Annotated in this window: 20 protein-coding genes; 1 reads left to right on the top strand and 19 read right to left on the bottom strand. The window is 60.6% G+C overall.

What is annotated here, in order from left to right; translation table 11 throughout:
• Positions 1 to 35: 35 nt before the first annotated feature.
• The 19 genes from hfq to recA all read right to left on the bottom strand — a co-directional run bounded on the left by hfq (position 36) and on the right by recA (position 17807).
• The gene (gene hfq / locus RIN56_02015) at positions 36 to 296 is read right to left on the bottom strand and encodes an RNA chaperone Hfq (protein ID MDR7865559.1); all 261 of its coding nucleotides are present in this window, start codon (positions 294 to 296) and stop codon (positions 36 to 38) included.
• A 59-nt stretch (positions 297 to 355) separates the two neighbouring features.
• A complete protein-coding gene (gene miaA / locus RIN56_02010; GenBank protein MDR7865558.1) occupies positions 356 to 1294 on the bottom strand; it encodes a tRNA (adenosine(37)-N6)-dimethylallyltransferase MiaA in 939 nt (312 codons plus the stop codon).
• The gene (locus RIN56_02005; protein MDR7865557.1) at positions 1288 to 2073 is read right to left on the bottom strand and encodes a class I SAM-dependent methyltransferase; all 786 of its coding nucleotides are present in this window, start codon (positions 2071 to 2073) and stop codon (positions 1288 to 1290) included. The genes miaA and RIN56_02005 overlap by 7 nt, the downstream gene beginning before the upstream one ends.
• An 8-nt stretch (positions 2074 to 2081) precedes the next feature.
• Positions 2082 to 3896 (bottom strand): DNA mismatch repair endonuclease MutL, encoded by a 1815-nt coding sequence (gene mutL, locus RIN56_02000; GenBank protein MDR7865556.1) that lies wholly within the window; start codon positions 3894 to 3896, stop codon positions 2082 to 2084.
• Positions 3893 to 6496: a DNA mismatch repair protein MutS gene (gene mutS, locus RIN56_01995; protein ID MDR7865555.1), complete on the bottom strand. Its 2604-nt coding sequence runs from the start codon at positions 6494 to 6496 to the stop codon at positions 3893 to 3895. Before mutS ends, mutL begins: the two co-directional genes overlap by 4 nt.
• A gap of 16 nt (positions 6497 to 6512) precedes the next feature.
• Positions 6513 to 7853 (bottom strand): tRNA (N6-isopentenyl adenosine(37)-C2)-methylthiotransferase MiaB, encoded by a 1341-nt coding sequence (gene miaB / locus RIN56_01990; protein ID MDR7865554.1) that lies wholly within the window; start codon positions 7851 to 7853, stop codon positions 6513 to 6515.
• Positions 7854 to 7983: 130 nt separating this feature from the next.
• Positions 7984 to 8346: a hypothetical protein gene (locus RIN56_01985; protein MDR7865553.1), complete on the bottom strand. Its 363-nt coding sequence runs from the start codon at positions 8344 to 8346 to the stop codon at positions 7984 to 7986.
• A gap of 154 nt (positions 8347 to 8500) precedes the next feature.
• Positions 8501 to 8869, bottom strand: coding sequence for a sulfite exporter TauE/SafE family protein (locus RIN56_01980; GenBank protein ID MDR7865552.1), 369 nt, complete (start codon positions 8867 to 8869; stop codon positions 8501 to 8503).
• Complete coding sequence (locus tag RIN56_01975; GenBank protein ID MDR7865551.1) at positions 8866 to 9222, bottom strand: sulfite exporter TauE/SafE family protein; 357 nt, start codon at positions 9220 to 9222, stop codon at positions 8866 to 8868. Before RIN56_01975 ends, RIN56_01980 begins: the two co-directional genes overlap by 4 nt.
• Positions 9223 to 9474: 252 nt before the next feature.
• On the bottom strand, positions 9475 to 9822 hold the full coding sequence (locus tag RIN56_01970) for a DUF3870 domain-containing protein (protein MDR7865550.1): 348 nt from the start codon (positions 9820 to 9822) through the stop codon (positions 9475 to 9477).
• A 19-nt stretch (positions 9823 to 9841) separates the two neighbouring features.
• The gene (locus RIN56_01965) at positions 9842 to 10672 is read right to left on the bottom strand and encodes an Asp23/Gls24 family envelope stress response protein (GenBank protein ID MDR7865549.1); all 831 of its coding nucleotides are present in this window, start codon (positions 10670 to 10672) and stop codon (positions 9842 to 9844) included.
• Between the two features lie 76 nt (positions 10673 to 10748).
• Complete coding sequence (locus RIN56_01960) at positions 10749 to 11042, bottom strand: translation initiation factor 2 (protein MDR7865548.1); 294 nt, start codon at positions 11040 to 11042, stop codon at positions 10749 to 10751.
• A 55-nt stretch (positions 11043 to 11097) separates the two neighbouring features.
• Positions 11098 to 11919, bottom strand: a complete 822-nt coding sequence (locus RIN56_01955) for a PHP domain-containing protein (protein MDR7865547.1) — start codon at positions 11917 to 11919, stop codon at positions 11098 to 11100.
• On the bottom strand, positions 11913 to 13415 hold the full coding sequence (locus RIN56_01950) for a leucyl aminopeptidase (GenBank protein ID MDR7865546.1): 1503 nt from the start codon (positions 13413 to 13415) through the stop codon (positions 11913 to 11915). Before RIN56_01950 ends, RIN56_01955 begins: the two co-directional genes overlap by 7 nt.
• A 102-nt stretch (positions 13416 to 13517) precedes the next feature.
• Positions 13518 to 13778, bottom strand: a complete 261-nt coding sequence (locus tag RIN56_01945; protein MDR7865545.1) for a stage V sporulation protein S — start codon at positions 13776 to 13778, stop codon at positions 13518 to 13520.
• 149 nt (positions 13779 to 13927) lie between these two features.
• Positions 13928 to 14383 carry a hypothetical protein gene (locus RIN56_01940; protein ID MDR7865544.1) on the bottom strand — a complete coding sequence of 152 codons (456 nt, stop codon included), beginning with the start codon at positions 14381 to 14383 and terminating at the stop codon, positions 13928 to 13930.
• A 208-nt stretch (positions 14384 to 14591) separates the two neighbouring features.
• Complete coding sequence (gene rny, locus RIN56_01935; GenBank protein ID MDR7865543.1) at positions 14592 to 16130, bottom strand: ribonuclease Y; 1539 nt, start codon at positions 16128 to 16130, stop codon at positions 14592 to 14594.
• 203 nt (positions 16131 to 16333) lie between these two features.
• Positions 16334 to 16783 (bottom strand): regulatory protein RecX, encoded by a 450-nt coding sequence (locus RIN56_01930; GenBank protein MDR7865542.1) that lies wholly within the window; start codon positions 16781 to 16783, stop codon positions 16334 to 16336.
• Positions 16770 to 17807 (bottom strand): recombinase RecA, encoded by a 1038-nt coding sequence (gene recA / locus RIN56_01925; GenBank protein ID MDR7865541.1) that lies wholly within the window; start codon positions 17805 to 17807, stop codon positions 16770 to 16772. The genes RIN56_01930 and recA overlap by 14 nt, the downstream gene beginning before the upstream one ends.
• A 199-nt stretch (positions 17808 to 18006) precedes the next feature.
• Between recA and rpmE the strand changes: the two genes are divergently transcribed.
• On the top strand, positions 18007 to 18219 hold the full coding sequence (gene rpmE / locus RIN56_01920; protein MDR7865540.1) for a 50S ribosomal protein L31: 213 nt from the start codon (positions 18007 to 18009) through the stop codon (positions 18217 to 18219).
• Positions 18220 to 18257 lie beyond the last annotated feature (38 nt).

Below are 18257 nucleotides of genomic sequence, written 5' to 3'. Positions count from 1 at the left end.
AAATAACCCGGGCTTGGTTGCCCGGGTTTTTCCGTTTACTTCTCGGTTTTCGGTTCCTCGCGCCTATCGTGGAGGTTGGAGTTCAGTGGCCGGAAGGGTGTGATGGTCGAGATGGCGTGCTTGTAAACCAACTGCTGCTTTCCTTCGTTCTCCATGATGACGGTGAAGTTGTCGAAGCCTTTCACCGAGCCGCGCAGTTGAAAGCCGTTGACCAGATAGATGATGACAGGCACATTTTCTTTACGGACCTGATTAAGAAAGCTGTCCTGCAGGTTGATTACTTTCGTTGTCGTCATGAAGAAACCCCTCCGAAAATTTTTTTCTTTAAGCTCGCGACCTATCTCCGGTTATACTTCTAGCCGCGCGGGAACTTTCCTGCCGCCAGACTGTAAATATATGCCAACATTGTATCATATTCTGCAAATTTGTCAACGTCGATCCAGTGAATGTAGGGCATGCGCCTGAACCAGGTAAACTGTCGCTTGGCGAAGTTGCGGGTCGCCTGTTTTATGCTCTCAACGGCAGTGGCAAGGTCGACGCCGCCGCCGAGATAGTCCACGAGTTCCTTGTAGCCGATGGCCTGGAGGGAGCGGGCGGTCGGGGGAACCCCGGCCTTGAGCAGACCGGCGACTTCCGCCACCAGTCCGGCGGCGATCATGTCGTCCACCCGCCGGTTGATGCGGTCGTAGAGCTTTCCGCGGTCCATGGTGAGGCCGATGACCAGGCTGTCGTATACCGGTGCGTCGTTCCTGGCCCGCGAGACCTGCTCGCCGCTCTGCTCGAAGCTCTCCAGAGCCCGGATGACGCGGCGGGTGTCGTTAGGGTGCAGGCGGGCGGCCGCCTCCGGATCGGCGGCCTGCAGCAGGCCGTGAAGATGGGCTGTGCCGTGGCTTGCGGCCAGGGTCGCTAGGCGGCGGCGGATTTCTTCGCTGCCGGGTGCGGCATTGAAGCGGTAATCCTCGAGGAGGGAGCGGACGTAGAGGCCGGTGCCGCCGGCGAGGATGGGAATGCGGCCGCGGGCGTTGATGGCGGCGATGAGGGCGGCGGCGCGGGGCTGGAAATCGACGACACTGAATTCCTCACAGGGGCCCAGGATATCGATGAGGTGGTGGGTAACGCCGCGTCGCTCGGCGGCTTCGGGTTTGGCGGTGCCGATGTCGAGACCGCGGTAGACCTGGAGCGCGTCGCCGGAGATTATCTCGGTGTTCAGTTTGAGCGCGAGGTCGATGGCGAGTCGTGTCTTGCCGACGGCGGTCGGACCAACGATGGCGATGAGGCGATCCACGGTCAGCACCCCGCTTCCAGTATGCCGTAATGGACGCTGCTGTGTTTGCCGCCGACAACGCTCTTGAAGCCGAGGCGGGCAAATTCGCCGCTGCCGCTGGCCTCCTTCAGGACGACGCGGCACCTGGCGACCCGGCGCGCGGCGGCAATTGCTTCGGGACTGACCGGGCGGGGATCGGCTAGGTGGCGGATAGGCCGCAGGCTGGAACTGGCTGCGACCGGAATACGAAACATCGGGTCGAAGTAGACGACATCGAATGCTGCGGGCGGCAGGCTGGCAAGGTAGGCGTTGTAGTCGGCGCTCACGACTTCGATGCGCCGCAGGGCGGCGTCGACATCGGGGCGGCCGCTGGCGAACCCGGCGAGGCCGTAGCCGGTGATCGCGGCTATGACCGCCGAGGCTTCGAGGCCGACCACCCTCCCCTCGTCCCCGGCGACGAAGCTGGCGACGGCGGCGTCGGTAGCCAGGCCGAGGGTGCAGTCGAGAACGCTCATGCCCGGCGCAAGGCCCATGGCGGCTATCATGTGGTCAGGTTTTCCATCTTTGAGATTGTTTATACGCAGTTCGGCCATGCTGAGGTGAAAAAAGTACTCCCCGCCAGGCGTATGGACGACCGGGCCGCTTTTGGCGGCTACCAGCACGGTGTCCACGCCGTGATCGGCGCACAGGGTGTCGAGTGAGCGCCGGCCCCGCTCGACGAGGGGCGCGCCCAGGCGGTCGGCCAGCGCTTGCGCGCAGCAGGCCGCGGCGGGAGTAGGTTTGTGGATGGTCGTAACGATCAGGTTCATGGTGTCACCTAAGTGCGTTTGAACATTTTGGCCAGGTCGTCGGGGCCGAAGCGCACGATGGCCGGCCGACCGTGGGGACAGGTGTAGGGCAGCGAGGTCGCGGCCAGTTCCTGGAGCAGCGCCTGGATCTGGCGCATGGAGAGGTTGTCGCCCGCTTTGACGGCTGCCCGGCAGGCGGCTGTTTGGAGGCAGGCGTGGCGAAGCTCGGCGGCGCTTGGGTTTGTGCGGCCATCGAGGAGGACGAGGATATCGTGGAGAAAATCGCGGGCTTCGCCGGGGGGCACGTCGGCCGGCATTTCGGTGACGCGGAAGGTGGCCGGGCCGACCTGTTCGAGGGTGAAGCCAAGATCGTGGAATACAGTCAGGTACTCGCCGACTAGCAGGGCTTCGCGGGGATCGAGGTCGAGGAAGACCGGCACAAGCAGCGTTTGGGCGGGTATACGGCCGCTGGCGGCGCTGAGGCGTTCATAGAGAATGCGCTCGTGGGCGGCGTGTTGGTCGATGATGTATAGCCCGCCGTCGCCCCTGGCGACGATGTAGCAGTCGTCCACCTGCCCGAGCGGGGCGAGGCTCATGCCAGGCGCTTGGCCACCCGCACCGCCTTGCGGCGGGGCGTCGTCCAGGCCGGCCAGCGCGTCTTCCTGCCTGATAGCCTCGCGGGCGGCGGCAAAGGGCAGCGGCGTCTCCCGCCACAGCGGCGGGGATGCCGGTACGGACGTACGCGGCGTATATTCGTGGTGAATGTAGCTCTGCCGGTAACCGGAGCTTTGGGGTTGCTCGTTCCGCGGCCACGGGGCGGCGGTGGCGGCAGCCGCAGCCTGCTCGGGCTGGGCGGCGGCCAACGCGGCGCTTACCGCGCGGTATACGGCCTTGAAGAGTTTACTCTCGTCGCTGAACTTGATTTCGCTCTTCTGGGGATGGACATTGACGTCGACAGCGTCGGCCGGCAGGACGATGGTCAGTACGGCCAGCGGGTAGCCGCTCTTGGGCAGCAGCGAATGGTAGGCGTTGTCGAGCGCTTTGGCGAGCATGCGGCTCGACACGACACGGCCGTTGACGATGAAGGTCTGCCACAGGCGGCTGCTTTTGAGCAGGGTGGGTTTGGCGATATAGCCGCTGACGACCAGCCCCTCCTCCTCATGGGTGACGGGCAGCAGCTCGGGGCCGGCCTTCGGACCGTAGAGACTGGAGATTGCGGCCAGAAGATCGCCATTGCCCGGTGTGGCGAGGACGAGGCGGTCATTGTTGACCAGCCGGAAGGCGACTTCGGGATGAGACAGGGCAAGCTTGCCGATGATGTCGTGAATATGGCCGCTCTCGGTAGCCGGCGCCTTGAGGAACTTGCGGCGGGCCGGGGTGTTGAAGAACAGATCGGCGACGGTGACGACCGTGCCCACTCCCCCGCCCGCTTCCCGTGAGTCGGTGATAACGCCGCCCGCGACCTCGACATAGGCGGCGAGGTCGGCGTCATGCGGCCGGGTGGTGAGGGCAAAGCGGGAAACGGCGGCGATGCTGGGCAGCGCCTCGCCCCTGAAGCCCAGCGAATGAACGCTGAAGAGGTCTTCGGCGGTGCTGATCTTGCTGGTGGCGTGACGGAGGATGGCCAGTTCGGCGTCGGAGCGGCTCATGCCCACCCCGTCGTCGGCGACGCGGATGAAGCTTACGCCGCCGTCGGCGATCGTTACCTCGATATTGCGGCTGTAGGCGTCGAGGGCGTTCTCGACCAGTTCTTTGACCACCGAGGCGGGGCGCTCGACCACTTCGCCGGCGGCGATCTTGTTGGCGGTATTTTCGTCGAGGATGCGGATCACCGGCTGGGTCATGGCTTGCCAGCCTCCTGTTTGGCCTGGATTTGCAGCTTATAGAGGATGTTGAGGGCCTCCAGCGGCGTGAGGGTCATAATGTCGATGGCCGCCAGCTCCTCGGCGAGACTGGAAGCGAACAGCGAAGCCTGCCCGGCGGCCGGGGAGACGGTAGCCGCGGCTTCGCCGGCCGCAGCCTGCACGTGGCGCTGCCCCTGCTCAAGCTCGGCGAGGATTTCCTGGGCGCGTTCGACGATCTTCTTCGGCAGGCCGGCCAGCTGGGCGACATGAATGCCGTAGCTCTTGTCGGCGCCGCCGGGGACGATGCGGCGGAGGAAAACGACGTCGTTGCCCCGTTCCTTGACGGCTACGGAGTAGTTCTTGATCCGCCTGGCCGTCTCCTCAAGCTCGGTGAGCTCGTGGTAGTGGGTGGCGAACAGCGTCTTGGCCCTGATCTTGTCCTTGCTGTATTCGATGACGGCGCGGGCGATGCTCATGCCGTCGAAGGTGCTGGTGCCGCGGCCGATCTCGTCGAGGACGATGAGGCTGTCGGCGGTGGCGTGGCGGAGGATGTTGGCGACCTCATTCATCTCGACCATGAACGTGCTCTGGCCGGTAGCCAGGTCGTCGCTCGCCCCCACACGCGTAAAGATGCGGTCGACAGGGCAGATGGACGCCTCGCGGGCCGGGATGAAGCTGCCGACCTGGGCAAGCAGGACGAGCAGGGCGACCTGGCGCATATAGGTCGATTTGCCGGCCATATTCGGGCCGGTGATGATCATGATCTCGCAGTCGCGGTGGTTGAGGTCGGTGTCGTTGGGGACGAACAGCTCGCGTTTGAGGATCTTCTCGACGACCGGGTGGCGGCCGTCGCGGATGACGATTTCGCGGGCGGTGTTGAGGGCCGGGCGGGTGTAGCCGCCGCGGACCGCCGCCTCGGCCAGCGACGCCAGGGCGTCGATTTCGGCCACCAGGCGGGCTGTGTGCTGGATTTCGCCGATGCGCGCCTTGACGTATTCGCGAATCTGGCAGAAAAGATGGTACTCGATAGCGACGATCTTCTCCTGGGCGCCAAGGATCTTGATCTCAAATTCCTTCAGTTCCGGGGTTATGTAGCGCTCGGCGTTGGCGAGCGTCTGCTTGCGGGTGTAGGTGGCCGGCGCGCTGGCGGCGTTGGCGTTCGTGATCTCGATGTAATAGCCGAACACCTTGTTATAGCCGACCTTGAGGGATTTGATGCCCGTGGCCTCCCGCTCCCGCGCCTCGAGGTCCTGGACGAACTGGCGGCTGTCCCTGGCCATAGTGCGGAGTTCATCAAGCTCCAGGTCGTAGCCGGCGCGGATCATGCCGCCCTCGCGCACGGCAAGGGGCGGGCTGTCGGCGATGGCGGCGGTGATGAGGTCATGGACATCGCCGTGGGTGGCGAGGGCGAGGCCGGCGGCTGTCAGCCGCTTGGCCTCCAGGGGCGCAAGGCCGGTTTTAATGGCCGGCAGGACAGCCAGCGAGGCCTTGAGGGCGACAAGGTCGCGGGCGTTGGCGGTGCCCACCTCGATGCGGGTAAGGATTCGTTCGAAATCGTAAATTTCCGCCAGCGACTGCTGGAACTGCTGGCGGACGGGCTGCTTGGCGACCAGTTCGCCGACGGCGTCCTGGCGGGCAGCTATGGCGGCGGGATTCAGCAAAGGGTATTCCAGCCACTTTTTCAGCAGGCGGCCGCCCATGGCTGTTTTGGTATGGTCGAGTACGGCCAGCAGCGTGTCCTTGCGGCTGGCGTCGCGCATATTGGCTGTGACTTCGAGGTTGCGAAGGGTTGCGGCGTCGAGGGCGAGGTATTCGCGGGCGTCGTATTTCGTCAGCCGGTTGAGATGCGTGAGGTCGCTCTTGACTGTCTGGTATAGGTAATGGAGCAGCATGGCCAGCGACAGGACGGCGCCCGCCGCGGGCGGCAGTTCGCCGGCGCCGAAGTGGCGTTCCGGCAGGACGGCGATGGCGGCGTAGTCGTCGACCACCAGGCTGGTGTAGGTGCAGCGCGGCAGGCGGTTGGCGGTGAACGACTGGATGTCGGTCAGAGCGCCGATCTTGCCGCCGAGCACGATCTCGGCCGGTGTGAGGCGGAATAACTGGTCGCAGAGGTTGCCGACCCGGTGAGGGCCGGCGAATTCGGCCCAGACGCATTCGGCGGTCGAGACGTCGGCGGCGGCCAGGAAAATGGTATCGTCCTCTTCGTGGAGGAGGACAAGATAATTGTTGCCCTTGTCAGCCAGCAGAGCGTCGGACAGAACTGTTCCGGGGGTTATGATCTTGATGACCTCGCGACGGACGATGCCTTTGGCGGCGCCGGGGTCTTCGACCTGTTCGCAGATGGCCACGCGGTAGCCTTTGTTGATAAGCCGGGCGATGTAGTTATCGGCGGCGTGGTAGGGAACGCCGCACATCGGGACGCGCTCGGCGGCGCCGGCGCTCCGGCCGGTGAGGGTGATCTCAAGCTCGCGCGACGCCAGCTCGGCGTCGTCGAAAAACATCTCGTAGAAGTCGCCGAGACGGAAAAAGAGAATGCTGTCCGGGTGGCGGCGCTTGATGTCGCGGTACTGTTCCATCATCGGCGTGTAGCTGACTGACATGTGGGCCCCCTCTTCCCTATTTTACGGCTGTAAGAGTCCCTTTCAGGACCCAGGTTTGCGCAGTGTCGACGGTCACTGTCACCAGGTCGCCGGTTTGTTCGCGGCCGGTCCTGTCCCAAATGACGATCTTGTTGGTGCGGGTTCGCCCCATCATTTTATTCGCGTCGTTTTTGCTTTCCCCTTCCACCAGCACTTCTGTTTCCGCGCCGACGAGCGCGCGGTTGATCTCCAGGCTGATATCGTTCTGGAGCGCCATGAGGCGCTGCAGACGCTCTTTTTTGACTGCGAGGGGAATCTGGCCCGGCAGGTCGGCGGCCGGCGTGCCGGAGCGCTGGGAGTACAGGAAGGTATAGGCGGCGTCGAAGCGGATCTCTTCAACAAGGGCGAGTGTGTCGGCGAACATCTCGTCCGTTTCTCCGGGGAAGCCGACGATGATGTCGGTGGAAAGGCTGGCGCCGGGCATGGCCTCGCGGATGTCGGCGACGAGGCTGCGGTAGCCGGCGGCGGTATAGCCGCGGTTCATCGCCTTCAGCACGGCGTCGCTGCCCGCCTGAATGGGCAGGTGGAAATGCTCGCATACATGGCGGCTCCGCCTGATGGTGTCGATTACCTTGCTATTCATATCGCGGGGGTGTGAGGTCATGTAGCGGATGCGGGCGAGGCCCTCCACCCTGTCGACGGCGGCCAGCAGGTCGGCGAAATCGGCGTGGTCTGCTTCGTCTTTGCCATAGGAATTGACGTTCTGGCCGAGGAGCGTAATCTCGCGGAACCCCTGGGCGGCGAGGTCGGCCGCCTCAGCCACCACCTCGCCTAACGGGCGGCTGCGTTCGCGGCCGCGGACGTAGGGAACGATGCAGTAGGTGCAGAAGTTATTGCAGCCGTACATTATCGGCAGCCAGGCGGCGATTTTGTTTTTGCGGATTGTAGGCACGCCGGGGGCCAGGCGCTCGGCCTGGTCCCACACCGCCAACACCCGGCCGCGGGAGTGGCCAAGCTCGGCGATAATATCGCCCAACTGGTGGAGATTATGGGTGCCGAGGACGAGGTCGATATGGGGGGCGCGTTTGAACAGCTTGTCCCGGTCCTTCTGGGCCATGCAGCCGGCAACGCCGATGATAAGGTTGGGATTGGCGGCCTTAAGCCGTTTTAGCTCGCCGATCTTGCCGTGGATCTTCTTCTCGGCGCTCTCGCGGACACAGCACGTGTTTACCAGGATGACATCGGCGGCGGCCGGACGGTCCGTCTCTTCGTAACCGAGCGCTTTAAGCTGCCCGGCGAGGCGCTCGGTGTCGTTTTCGTTCATCTGACAGCCGTATGTAATCGTGTGATATCTTTTTTGTTTATTGTTTTCGTTCAACCTGTCATCACTCCTGGGGCTATTATATCCTATAAATGGACGGGAAAACAAGGAAACGGGGCACAGCTAAAAGTGCCGGCGATAAACAATAAAGCCGCCCCTCAGGGGCGACCGTAGGGTGCTGATTAGGTCACGACAGGCGTTCGATGGCCCTGTCGAGCACGAAGGCGATGTCGGCGCGGGCGGCGTGGCGCGCCTTGAGCTTGGTGAGCTGACGCAACACCGATTCCTTGGCCCGGTCGCGGGAAGGCATGTTGACAACCTCGTCAGGCGCCTTCTCCCCCAGCTTGGCAAGCAGGTCGATCTTGGCCCGGCTTGAAAGCTGATTGGGCGGCAGGTTGAAGAGATGCTTCTCCAGGTTTTTCTGGGCAGTCGGCAGGCTGCTGCCCAGATATAGGGCCGTGGTCCGGGGCGCCTTCTTCTCCTTGTCCCAGTAGGAAGCCACCAAGTACGCATAATAGCGGTTGCTGAGTTTACGCCATGTGATGTACATAGTAATAAGCCACCCCGCACGTGTTATTATGTTAGTAATAACATTGAAATTTGTTATTACTATGATACCATGAATTGACAGGAGTTGGCAATATGTTTTATCTCAGTATATGTCGTTTTATGCAATAAAAAATCCATCCGTGTCGGATGGATTTTTATTTCTTTGGCTTAGCCGCGACCATACGGATGCCGGTATAGATGATAAATACGCCGAACAGCTTTTTCAGGTCGCTGCCGGGGATGTACTGGACGAAGTTGGCGGTGATGAACGCGCCGCTGACCGCGCCGAGCGCGAGCAGACCGGCCATGCGGTAGTCGACCATTTTGTCCTTGTGGAAATGCCAGAGAGCCACAAGCGCCGTGGGGATGATGACGAGCATCGAGATGCCTTGGGCGGCATGCTGGGCGATGCCAAGGATGAAGACCATCATCGGTACAAGGACAACGCCGCCGCCAATGCCGAGGAGGCCGCTAAGTACGCCGCCCACCAGGCCGATGGCGAGGGTAAGGAGGATGGTCGTCATGATAGCACCATCCTCACGCCCGCCAGGATGAGCATTACTCCGAACAGTCGCTTGAGCTGGGCGGCGGGCAATTTTTTCGCCAGACGGGCGCCGACGGTCGCGCCGAGCATGCTGCCGACGACGAGGTTGAGGGTGATGCCAAAGTCGACGTTGCCGTGCAAGCCGTAAATGAGGGCGCCGACCATGCCTGTCGGCACGACCACCGCCAGTGAGGTAGCCTGGGCGATATGCTGAGTGACGGCAAAGTATGTGACCATGATCGGTACCATGAACACGCCGCCCCCGATGCCGAGGAGGCCGCTCAGGCTGCCGACGGCAAACCCCACGCCGACCAGTTTGAGAGATGGATTCATCAGGGAAGACTCCCTTACGTGAATTCGGCCAAGGGCCGTACAATAAAGTCCTTACATAAACACATAAGGCCGTTCAGAACCCGCCAGATGCAAGGCGCCGCGAGGACGCGCTGCACCGTTTCCTCCGCGACCAAGTATGCCTACATGGTTTGCACAGGCACGGTTTAACAGCATCGCGCGTACTCGGACGTACGCTAGCAAGCGCCCGCAGCGGCAACGCCGCAGATGGTGGGTTATCAACGGCCGAAGCTTTTAGTCGAGCATGGCCGGAAGCGCTCCCTCCTTAAAGCTCCTATACTTATCGAAACTGATGCGCAGAGCTGTTATGATGGCTTTTTTCGCGCTGCCCTGATAGACCTGGTCGACGAGACGGACGAGGGGCTCGGGGCCATTCTTGAGCGACTGGCCGATGAGCGTCTCGGCCACATGTTTGCGGGCGACCTGAGTTGCCAGGGTACAGTCGGCTTCGAGAATGGTCTCGGTATCCATGTCCACGAGGATAACCAGGCCGATAACCCGGTAGAGTTCGGTGGCGGTTATGCCGGTGGGCAATTTAGCATAGCCCGAAAACAGCACCCGCCGCCCTATAGCTTTCGGCAAGACACTCCCCCCTTTATAATTAATCAATGCTTAAGCGCCTGACTTCGATGTTGACATCTTTGACCATCATGCCGGTCATGTATTCAACCATGTTTTTGATGCGCTGCTGGGCGTCCACGAGAATATCCCTCAGCGGCAGACCATACTTTATAGTTACGTCCAAGGATATGGAAATCCCTTTTTCGCGGTCATGGGAATTTTTGATGGTGACCTGGCCGGTGCGGGTTATCGACATATCGCTGGTTGCTACGTTGTCGACAATGGCGGCGATGGCGGCGTCGGCGATGAACAGCTTGCCATAATAACTGAATGTCGGGCGGACGATCGATTTTTCGCCGAGCTTGCGCCGTTTGGCCGTTGACTGCGACTTTTTGAAGAATATCTCCAGCGGGTCGATTAAATAGCCCGAAAAATAGGGCTTGAGCTCGATGGTCGGCACGGGGATTATGTGCCGGCCCTCTTTCGCCCTGCTTTCCCGCGCTTTGGCGATCTCGTGCTTGCTGGCGATATCTTCGATGTTGATGACTTTGCTGACCAGCGGCAGTTGAAGAATATCGACTATTTTGTTGACCATATTGCGGGAGGTGCCAAGGATAAGCAGCCGCTCGGGATGAATGGACTCAATCCCCTTGCGCACCTCCTCGGCGTGGTCGGGTTCCAAGAAGATGGCCCGCTTGACGGCGCGGATCTTGCTCGGCTCTTTTTTGGCCGAGTGGCCGGCGATAATTTTGCTGTCCTTGATGAGCAGCCCGTCGTCGATGATGCCGTCAACGTTATGGTCGTGGGCGACAATCAGCGCGCGATGGCTTTTCCCAGTCCCGCTCGGACCTACTAACGCGATGACCTCCATATGACGGCCTCCTTAATAGGCTGGCAACATTAATTTGCCTGCTCATAAATAAAAATAAACACCTTTGCAGGTGTTGTCAAGTAAAAGTATTTCCTGTCCGATTCTTGCCGGCGTGCAACAGGCGAAGCTGTTCCTCAAGTTCTGTGATGCGGATGTTGCGGTGCATGATGGTCCGGGCGTAGCGGCAGTTGTTCTGCTGCAGCTTCTCGTTCTGACTGGACAGCTTGTCGAGTTGGTCGCGTTTCTCCTTCTCCAGGGTGTCGATAAGGTTCATCAGCACCCGACGGCTGATGCGCAATGCCTCGACCTTGTCTTCGAGCTCCCGGACGCGGGCCCTGAGTTCTTCGACGACGGCGGTTTCCTCGCCCATAAAGCCTCCCCCTGTGAGCGTGCTCTACAGAGATTATATGCGGCCACAGCCTGTTTCATGCCTGGACAGGCCGTGCGAGGAGACGCAGGGCAAGGTCGGCAGGAACGGTGAATTCTCCGAGGGTTTCAGGGTAGCGTCCTGGTATGCCGTGGAAATCGGAGCCGCCCGTGACCGCCAGTCCGTATTCGGTGGCCATCGCCTGGTATCTAGCGGTGGCGGCCTTATCGTGGCCGGGATGATAAACTTCGATGCCGTCAATACCGAGGCGCAGCATGGCGCGCACGACGGCATCGTCGCCAACCAGGCCGGGGTGGGCCAGCACGGCTAAGCCGCCGGCTTTCTTGATCAGGGCGACGGTGTCGGCCGGGGTCAGCTTGTAGTGGGTCACGTAGCCCGGCTTGCCGTGTTCGAGGAGAACATCGAACACTGTGCCGATATCGGGAAAATAGCCGCGTTCGACTAGGGCGGCGGCGACGTGGGGCCGTCCGACGGACGAAGTGTCGCCGGCAATGGCCAGCACGCGGTCGTAGCCGACCGGGTAGCCGAGGGCGGCGAGCTTGGCGACCATCCGCTCGGCGCGGCTGAAGCGGTCGGCGGCAATAAGCTTTATCTGGCGGTTTAGCTCAGGGTCGGTCGGGTCGAAAAGATAGCCGAGAATGTGGACTTCGCAGGCCGGCAGGTCGGTTGAAAATTCGATGCCGGGAATGAGCGCGGGTCCGCCGGCAGGTTTGGCGGTCAGCGCCAGAAAACCGTCGATGGTGTCGTGATCGGTGATTGCCACGTGGGTCAGACCGCTCTGGATCGACTGTTCCCAGACTTCCTCCGGCGTATAACGCCCGTCGGAAGCGGTGGTGTGGACATGCAGATCGGCTACCATGCGCCGAGGTTCTCCGCCAGGCGGACGAGCGTCCGCACCCCGACCCCGGTGGCGCCCTTGACATTATAGCCATTGTCCTTGTCGCTGGATACGGTGCCGGCGATGTCGATATGCACCCACGGTTTGTCGCCGGTGAAGTTGGCGATGAACAGCCCGGCGGTAATGGCGCCGGCTGGACGGCCGCCGGAGTTTTTCAGGTCGGCGATGTCGCTCTTGATCTGTTCCTTATATTCCTCGTGAAGCGGCAATTCCCACATCTTCTCACCCACCGCCCCCGCCGCGTCGAGCACCTGGCGGCACAGGGCGCGGTCGTTGGCCATAACGCCTGATGTGATATTGCCGAGAGCGACGACGCAGGCGCCGGTAAGGGTGGCAAGGTCAACAATGTGGGTCGCGCCAAGACGCAGGGCGTAGGCGATGGCGTCGGCGAGGATCAGGCGACCCTCGGCGTCGGTGCTGATGATCTCGATGGTTTTACCGCCGAGCGAGCCGATCACGTCGCCGGGGCGGAACGCGTACCCCGAAGGCAGGTTCTCGGTGCAGGGGACGACCGCGAGAATGTTGACCGGCGGCCTAAGTTCGGCGATAGCCTGCAGGGCGCCGAGGACAGCCGCCGCGCCGGCCATGTCGTCCTTCATCTCGTGCATCCCTTCGCTCGGCTTGAGCGATATACCGCCACTGTCAAATGTTACCCCTTTGCCGACAAGAGCGAGGAGATTCTTGCTGCCGGGATTGCCGGTGTATTTCATGACGATCAGCCGCGGCGGTTCGTGGCTGCCCTGGGAGACAGCCAGGAAGGCGCTCATCCCCAGGGCAGCGATCTTCCCTTCGTCCAGCACCTGCAGTTCCAGGCCGAGTTTGGCGGCGATTTCCGCCGCCTGGGCCGCCATCTTGGTCGGCGTCATATGGTTTGCGGGATGATTGACAAGGTCGCGGGCGAGGTTGGCGGCGGCGGCGATCGTCTGTCCGCGGCGGGCGCCGGCGGTTATCGCCGTGATTTTTTGGGCGTCATTATCGATGATATAAAGATTCTCAGGGAGAACCACATCGTCTTTTGCGGTTTTATAGTGGCGAAACCGATAGTTTCCGAGCAGCGTACCCTCTACGAGCGCCTGAGAGGCCGCCTGTGGGTCGAAACCGGCCTGGCCGGCCCCGTGGATTACGGTGGCGACCGAACGGGCGTCGAGCTTCTGAGCGGCTCTGATGGCTGTTCCGGCGACGTCGCGCAGGCGGTCGAGGGTGAACTCTTCCTGCTTGCCGAGGCCGAGGAGAATGACCTGCCTGGCGCCAACGCCGGTGCAAATGTGGAGGATCGAGGTGGCGCCGTATTTGCCGGCGCCCTGCTTGCTGCGGATGAGGCCGGCGATCTGTCCGTCGAGGGCCGTGTCCACCGCCCCGGTGGCCCCGCTCGGCAGGTTTACTCCTTCGAAAACGTTGACAATCAGGGCGTCACAGATGATTTCCGTGATCGACCCGGTTATGACTTCTACCTGCATGATCTCACTCCTTGTCTCGATATCCATACACTATATTATGCCTTCCTTCGGCGGCGGGCAACAAAAAACCTGTTCCCTCAGGAACAGGTTTTCAGATACGATTTAGCGGGGTTCGACGATCAGCTTGATGGCGGTCCGCTCTTCTCCGTCGATCATGATATCGGTAAAAGCAGGGATACATATAAGATCGACCCCATGGGGAGCTACGAAGCCTCGGGCGATCGCTACCGCCTTGACAGCCTGGTTGAGGGCCCCGGCGCCGATGGCTTGCATTTCCGCTCCACCGCGTTCCCTGAGCACGCCCGCCAATGCTCCGGCCACCGAGTTGGGGTTGGACTTTGCTGACACCTTAAGAACTTCCATGCTTGTAAGTACCCTCCTTCAAATATAGCGAAAACGCTACAAGTCCTCGTCGTTGAGGTATTCGGTACAAGCAAGGAAATTCCTTTTTTTTCATGGGAAAAATTCAAATAATTGCAACATTTAGCAAAGATTTGGGGCGAAAAGCGTCGTTATTTGTTGAAAACAAGCACCCGGCCGTCTTCGCGGATGCCAATAAGGGCATTGCCGCTGTGGTCCTTCTTCATGCTTTCAAGCATTGTGCCGATGACTTCGTCCTGGACGAGGAGGTCTTCCTCGAGGATGGCGTCGTTTTCGTCAGCCACCAGACGATCCTGCAGCGCTTCCCGTAGCAGCGCGATCACCAGGGCGATCTCGCCTCGCGAAAGGGTCTCCACATCGCGGCGCAGGGTCAGCATGGCCACCGAATCGCAAGTGCTGCAACGAACGTCGGCGCTGCCGCCCCTGATGCCCTCAAGGGAGTGATAGGCCTCAATACTGGCAAGAAGCCGGCCTTTAATGGCCGCAAGCTCTGCGGCGGCCGGATTGCCGGAAAACATGAATGTCAGGTTAATGGCGCCGGCTTCGGCGTCGTAATTGACTTTACTGATTTCCGGATAGCGGACCAAAATCGATATAAGCAGATTGGCTCCATGGGAAATGCATTCTGAGTCCTGCTGCAGCTTCGGCAACTTCTCTCACCGTCCGTACAAAAAGTAATATGAAAGCAGCTTGCATAAGATATTCTCGCCACGGGCGGTCAATTCCTGCCGGCGCGCTGCTGGCAGAAATTAAAAACGGCCTGGTGACAGGCCGTTGTAACGTTTTGTGCCAGCGTTATTTCGCGTAATCCACCGCGCGGGTCTCGCGGATAACCGTTACTTTGATCTGACCTGGGTATTCCAGCTCGCTCTCGATCTTTTTTACGATATCGCGAACCAGGCGGATTGCGGTCAGATCGTCGATCTTCTCGGGCTTTACGATGATGCGGACTTCGCGTCCGGCCTGAATGGCGAACGACTTATCGACACCGTCGAACGAATCGGCGATTTCCTCCAGGCGCGTGAGGCGCTTGAGGTAACTTTCCAGCGTTTCGCGGCGGGCTCCCGGCCGGGCTGCCGAAACTGCGTCGGCGGCGGCGACAAGCACCGCTTGGACGGTCTTCGGTTCCTCGTCGCCGTGATGGGCGCCAATGGCATTGATGACTTCGGCGGACTCGCGGTACTTCTTGGCGAGATCGGCGCCGATGGTGACGTGCGGGCCTTCCACCTCGTGGTCGACCGCTTTGCCGATGTCATGCAGGAGACCGGCACGCTTGGCAAGCATCACGTCGACGCCCAGTTCGGCGGCCATGACGCCGGCCAGGTGGGCGACTTCGATAGAATGCTTCAGGACGTTCTGTCCGTAGCTGGTGCGGTATTTCAGGCGGCCGAGCAGCCTGATGATCTCGGGATGCAGTCCGTGGACACCGGTTTCGAACGTAGCTTGTTCGCCAGCTTCCTTGATTTTCTGCTCGACTTCCTTCTGAGCCTTTTCCACCATTTCTTCGATGCGGGCAGGATGGATACGGCCGTCGACGATGAGTTTCTCGAGGGCGATTCTGGCCACTTCCCTCCGGACGGGATCGAATCCGGACAGGATAACCGCCTCAGGGGTATCGTCGATGATGAGGTCGATGCCGGTGAGTGTTTCCAGGGTACGGATGTTGCGGCCTTCGCGGCCGATGATGCGGCCCTTCATTTCGTCGTTGGGCAGGGCTACAACCGATACCGTGGTTTCCGCGACATGGTCGGCGGCGCAACGTTGGATGGCGAGGGATATAATCTCCCGGGCCTTCTTATCGGCTTCGTCCTTGGCTTGCTGCTCAAGTTCCTTGATGAGCATCGCCGTCTCGTGCTTGATCTCTTCCTGGACGTTAGCGAGTAGGAGGCTGCGGGCTTCATCCGAAGTCAGGCCGGACAATCGTTCCAGCTCGGCCAGTTGTTTGGCGTAAAGCTCGTGGATTCTTTCCTGGCTCTTTTCCAGATCAGCCTCTTTGCGGCTGAGGGACTCTTCTTTTTTCTCCAGCGAATCGATCTTGCGGTCGAGATTTTCTTCTTTTTGCACCAGCCGGCGTTCCTGCCTCTGGAGCTCAGTGCGGCGTTCCTTGATTTCGCGGTCAGCTTCGGCTCTCAGTCGATGGATCTCTTCCTTGGCTTCAACCAGCGCTTCCTTTTTCTTGGATTCGCTGGCCTTTTGCGCATCCTCCAAAATCCTTTTGGCGGCGTCTTCAGCAAGGGCGACCTTGGACTCGGCGATATTACGCCTGATGTAGTAACCGATGCCGGCACCGATCAGTCCGGCAACGACCGCAGCTATGATCAGTTCCAAATTGATAGTTTCCACCTCCTTTTATGTACGGATACGGGTAAAGCCGAGTATCAACTCGGCTTTTAGACATGTTCACCGATGGCTATCCCTGTAATTCAGCTATCGTACACGTTTGGCCAATCTAATTGTAAATGTTTTTCAAACAAGTGTCAAGTTGACAAAATATCTTACTTTGGGAAAACTTATCGCCAAAATCGCGGGCTTGCGGGTCAGTCGTAACCGTAAAAACGCCGAAGAACCGCCAGCACAGTTTCGCCGTCGAAACCGCGGGCGGCAAGGAAACGGCCGACCTTGGGGGCGTCGGCCGCTTCTCCCTCCGGGAACTTTCGCGCGGCCAATGTGGCCGCCCGGTCATAATCCGCTGCTGGGTCGTAGCCGGCCAGTGCGGTATCGACCAGCGTTTTCGGCAGTCCCCGTTCAATGAGGCGTCGGCGGATACCGAGGCGACCGTGCTGGCCGTCGTCGATGCACTTGGCGGCCAGGCGCCCGGCCAGTGCGGCGTCGTTCAGATAGCCGCGCGCCTTGAGGACGGCGATGGCAGCGTCGGTTTCCTCCGGGTCGTAGCGGCGGAGCAGCTTCCGTCGTAGTTCCTGTTCGCTGTGGTCGCGGGCGGCGAGCAGCTTGACCGCCGCCGGGAGACAGGCTTTATTCGAGGCCATCGTCGGCGTCGGCAGCGGCGACGCTGGAACCCTTGACAGCGCCGGCAAGCAGCGATTCACGGATCTTGCCCTCTATCTCGTCGGCGATCGACGGGTTGTCGCGGAAGAAATCCTTAACGTTTTCCCGGCCCTGGCCGAGGCGGTGTTCGCCGTAGGAATACCACGCGCCGCTCTTGGTTATTATGTCGAGTCCGGTGCCCATGTCGACGATGCAGCCGGTGCGGGAGATGCCTTCGCCGTACATGATGTCGAAGTCGGCCTGCTTGAAAGGCGGCGCGACCTTGTTCTTGACGACCTTGACCCTGGTGCGTGTGCCGATGATGTCGTTGCCCTGCTTGATGGTCTCCGATTTGCGGACCTCAAGGCGGAGCGAGGAATAGAACTTCAGCGCCCGGCCGCCGGTCGTCGTTTCGGGATTGCCGAACATTACGCCGACCTTCTCGCGGATCTGGTTGATGAAGATCGCCGATGTGCGGGATTTGGAGATAATGCCTGTCAGCTTGCGCAGCGCCTGGGACATGAGGCGCGCGTGGAGGCCGACATGGGAATCGCCCATCTCCCCTTCTATCTCCGCTTTCGGCACCAAGGCCGCGACCGAGTCGATGACGATAACATCGATCGCGCCGCTCCGCACCAGCGCGTCGGCGATCTCGAGGGCCTGCTCGCCGTAGTCGGGCTGGGAGATGAGGAGATTGTCGATATCGACGCCCAGTTTGCGGGCGTAAACGGGATCCAAAGCGTGTTCGGCGTCGATAAAGGCGGCGATGCCGCCCGCCTTTTGGGCCTCGGCGATGATGTGAAGGGCGACGGTCGTCTTGCCGGACGACTCGGGGCCGTAGATTTCCACCACCCGGCCGCGCGGGATGCCGCCAACGCCGAGGGCGACATCGAGCGACAGCGCGCCGCTGGGAATGACCTCCACACCCATCCGGGCGTCTATCTCGCCCATTCTCATGATCGAACCCTTGCCATGATCCTTTTCGATCTGGCGGAGTGTATGCTCAAGAGCTTTCACTTTATCCACATGCTTGTCCTCCCATACAATTTCTAGACTTATTTTACCAAACGCCTGTTCGGTCTGTCAACAATGAAAATATTTGTCGTCTGGCGCGTGCGCAGATAATCGCAAGATAATATGGGGAAAATCTCCATCTGCGGCAGGAACTATTTAGAATTAGGCGAATATTTGAGCTTATGAAATTATTCTCAAGGAGGATTTGGCGTTGAAGGAAAAAATCCACCCACAGTTCCACCAGGCAACGATCACCTGTGCCTGCGGCAGCAGCTTCGTTTCCGGCTCGACGAAGAAGGCCCTTAAGGTTGACGTTTGCTCGAAATGCCACCCCTTCTTCACCGGGGTGCAGAAGATAGTGGATACGACCGGCCGGCTGGAACGGTTCACGAAGAAGTACGGTCTCGACAAAAAAGAATTGTAAAATCGGCAAAAACGGAGGGCAGAAGCCCTCCGTTTTTT

The sequence above is a fragment of the Sporomusaceae bacterium genome, from assembly GCA_031460455.1.
Lineage (GTDB): Bacteria > Bacillota > Negativicutes > Sporomusales > UBA7701 > Anaeroselena.
Note: the sequence above shows the minus strand (reverse complement) of the source record. Positions and strands in the feature narration are given on the sequence as shown.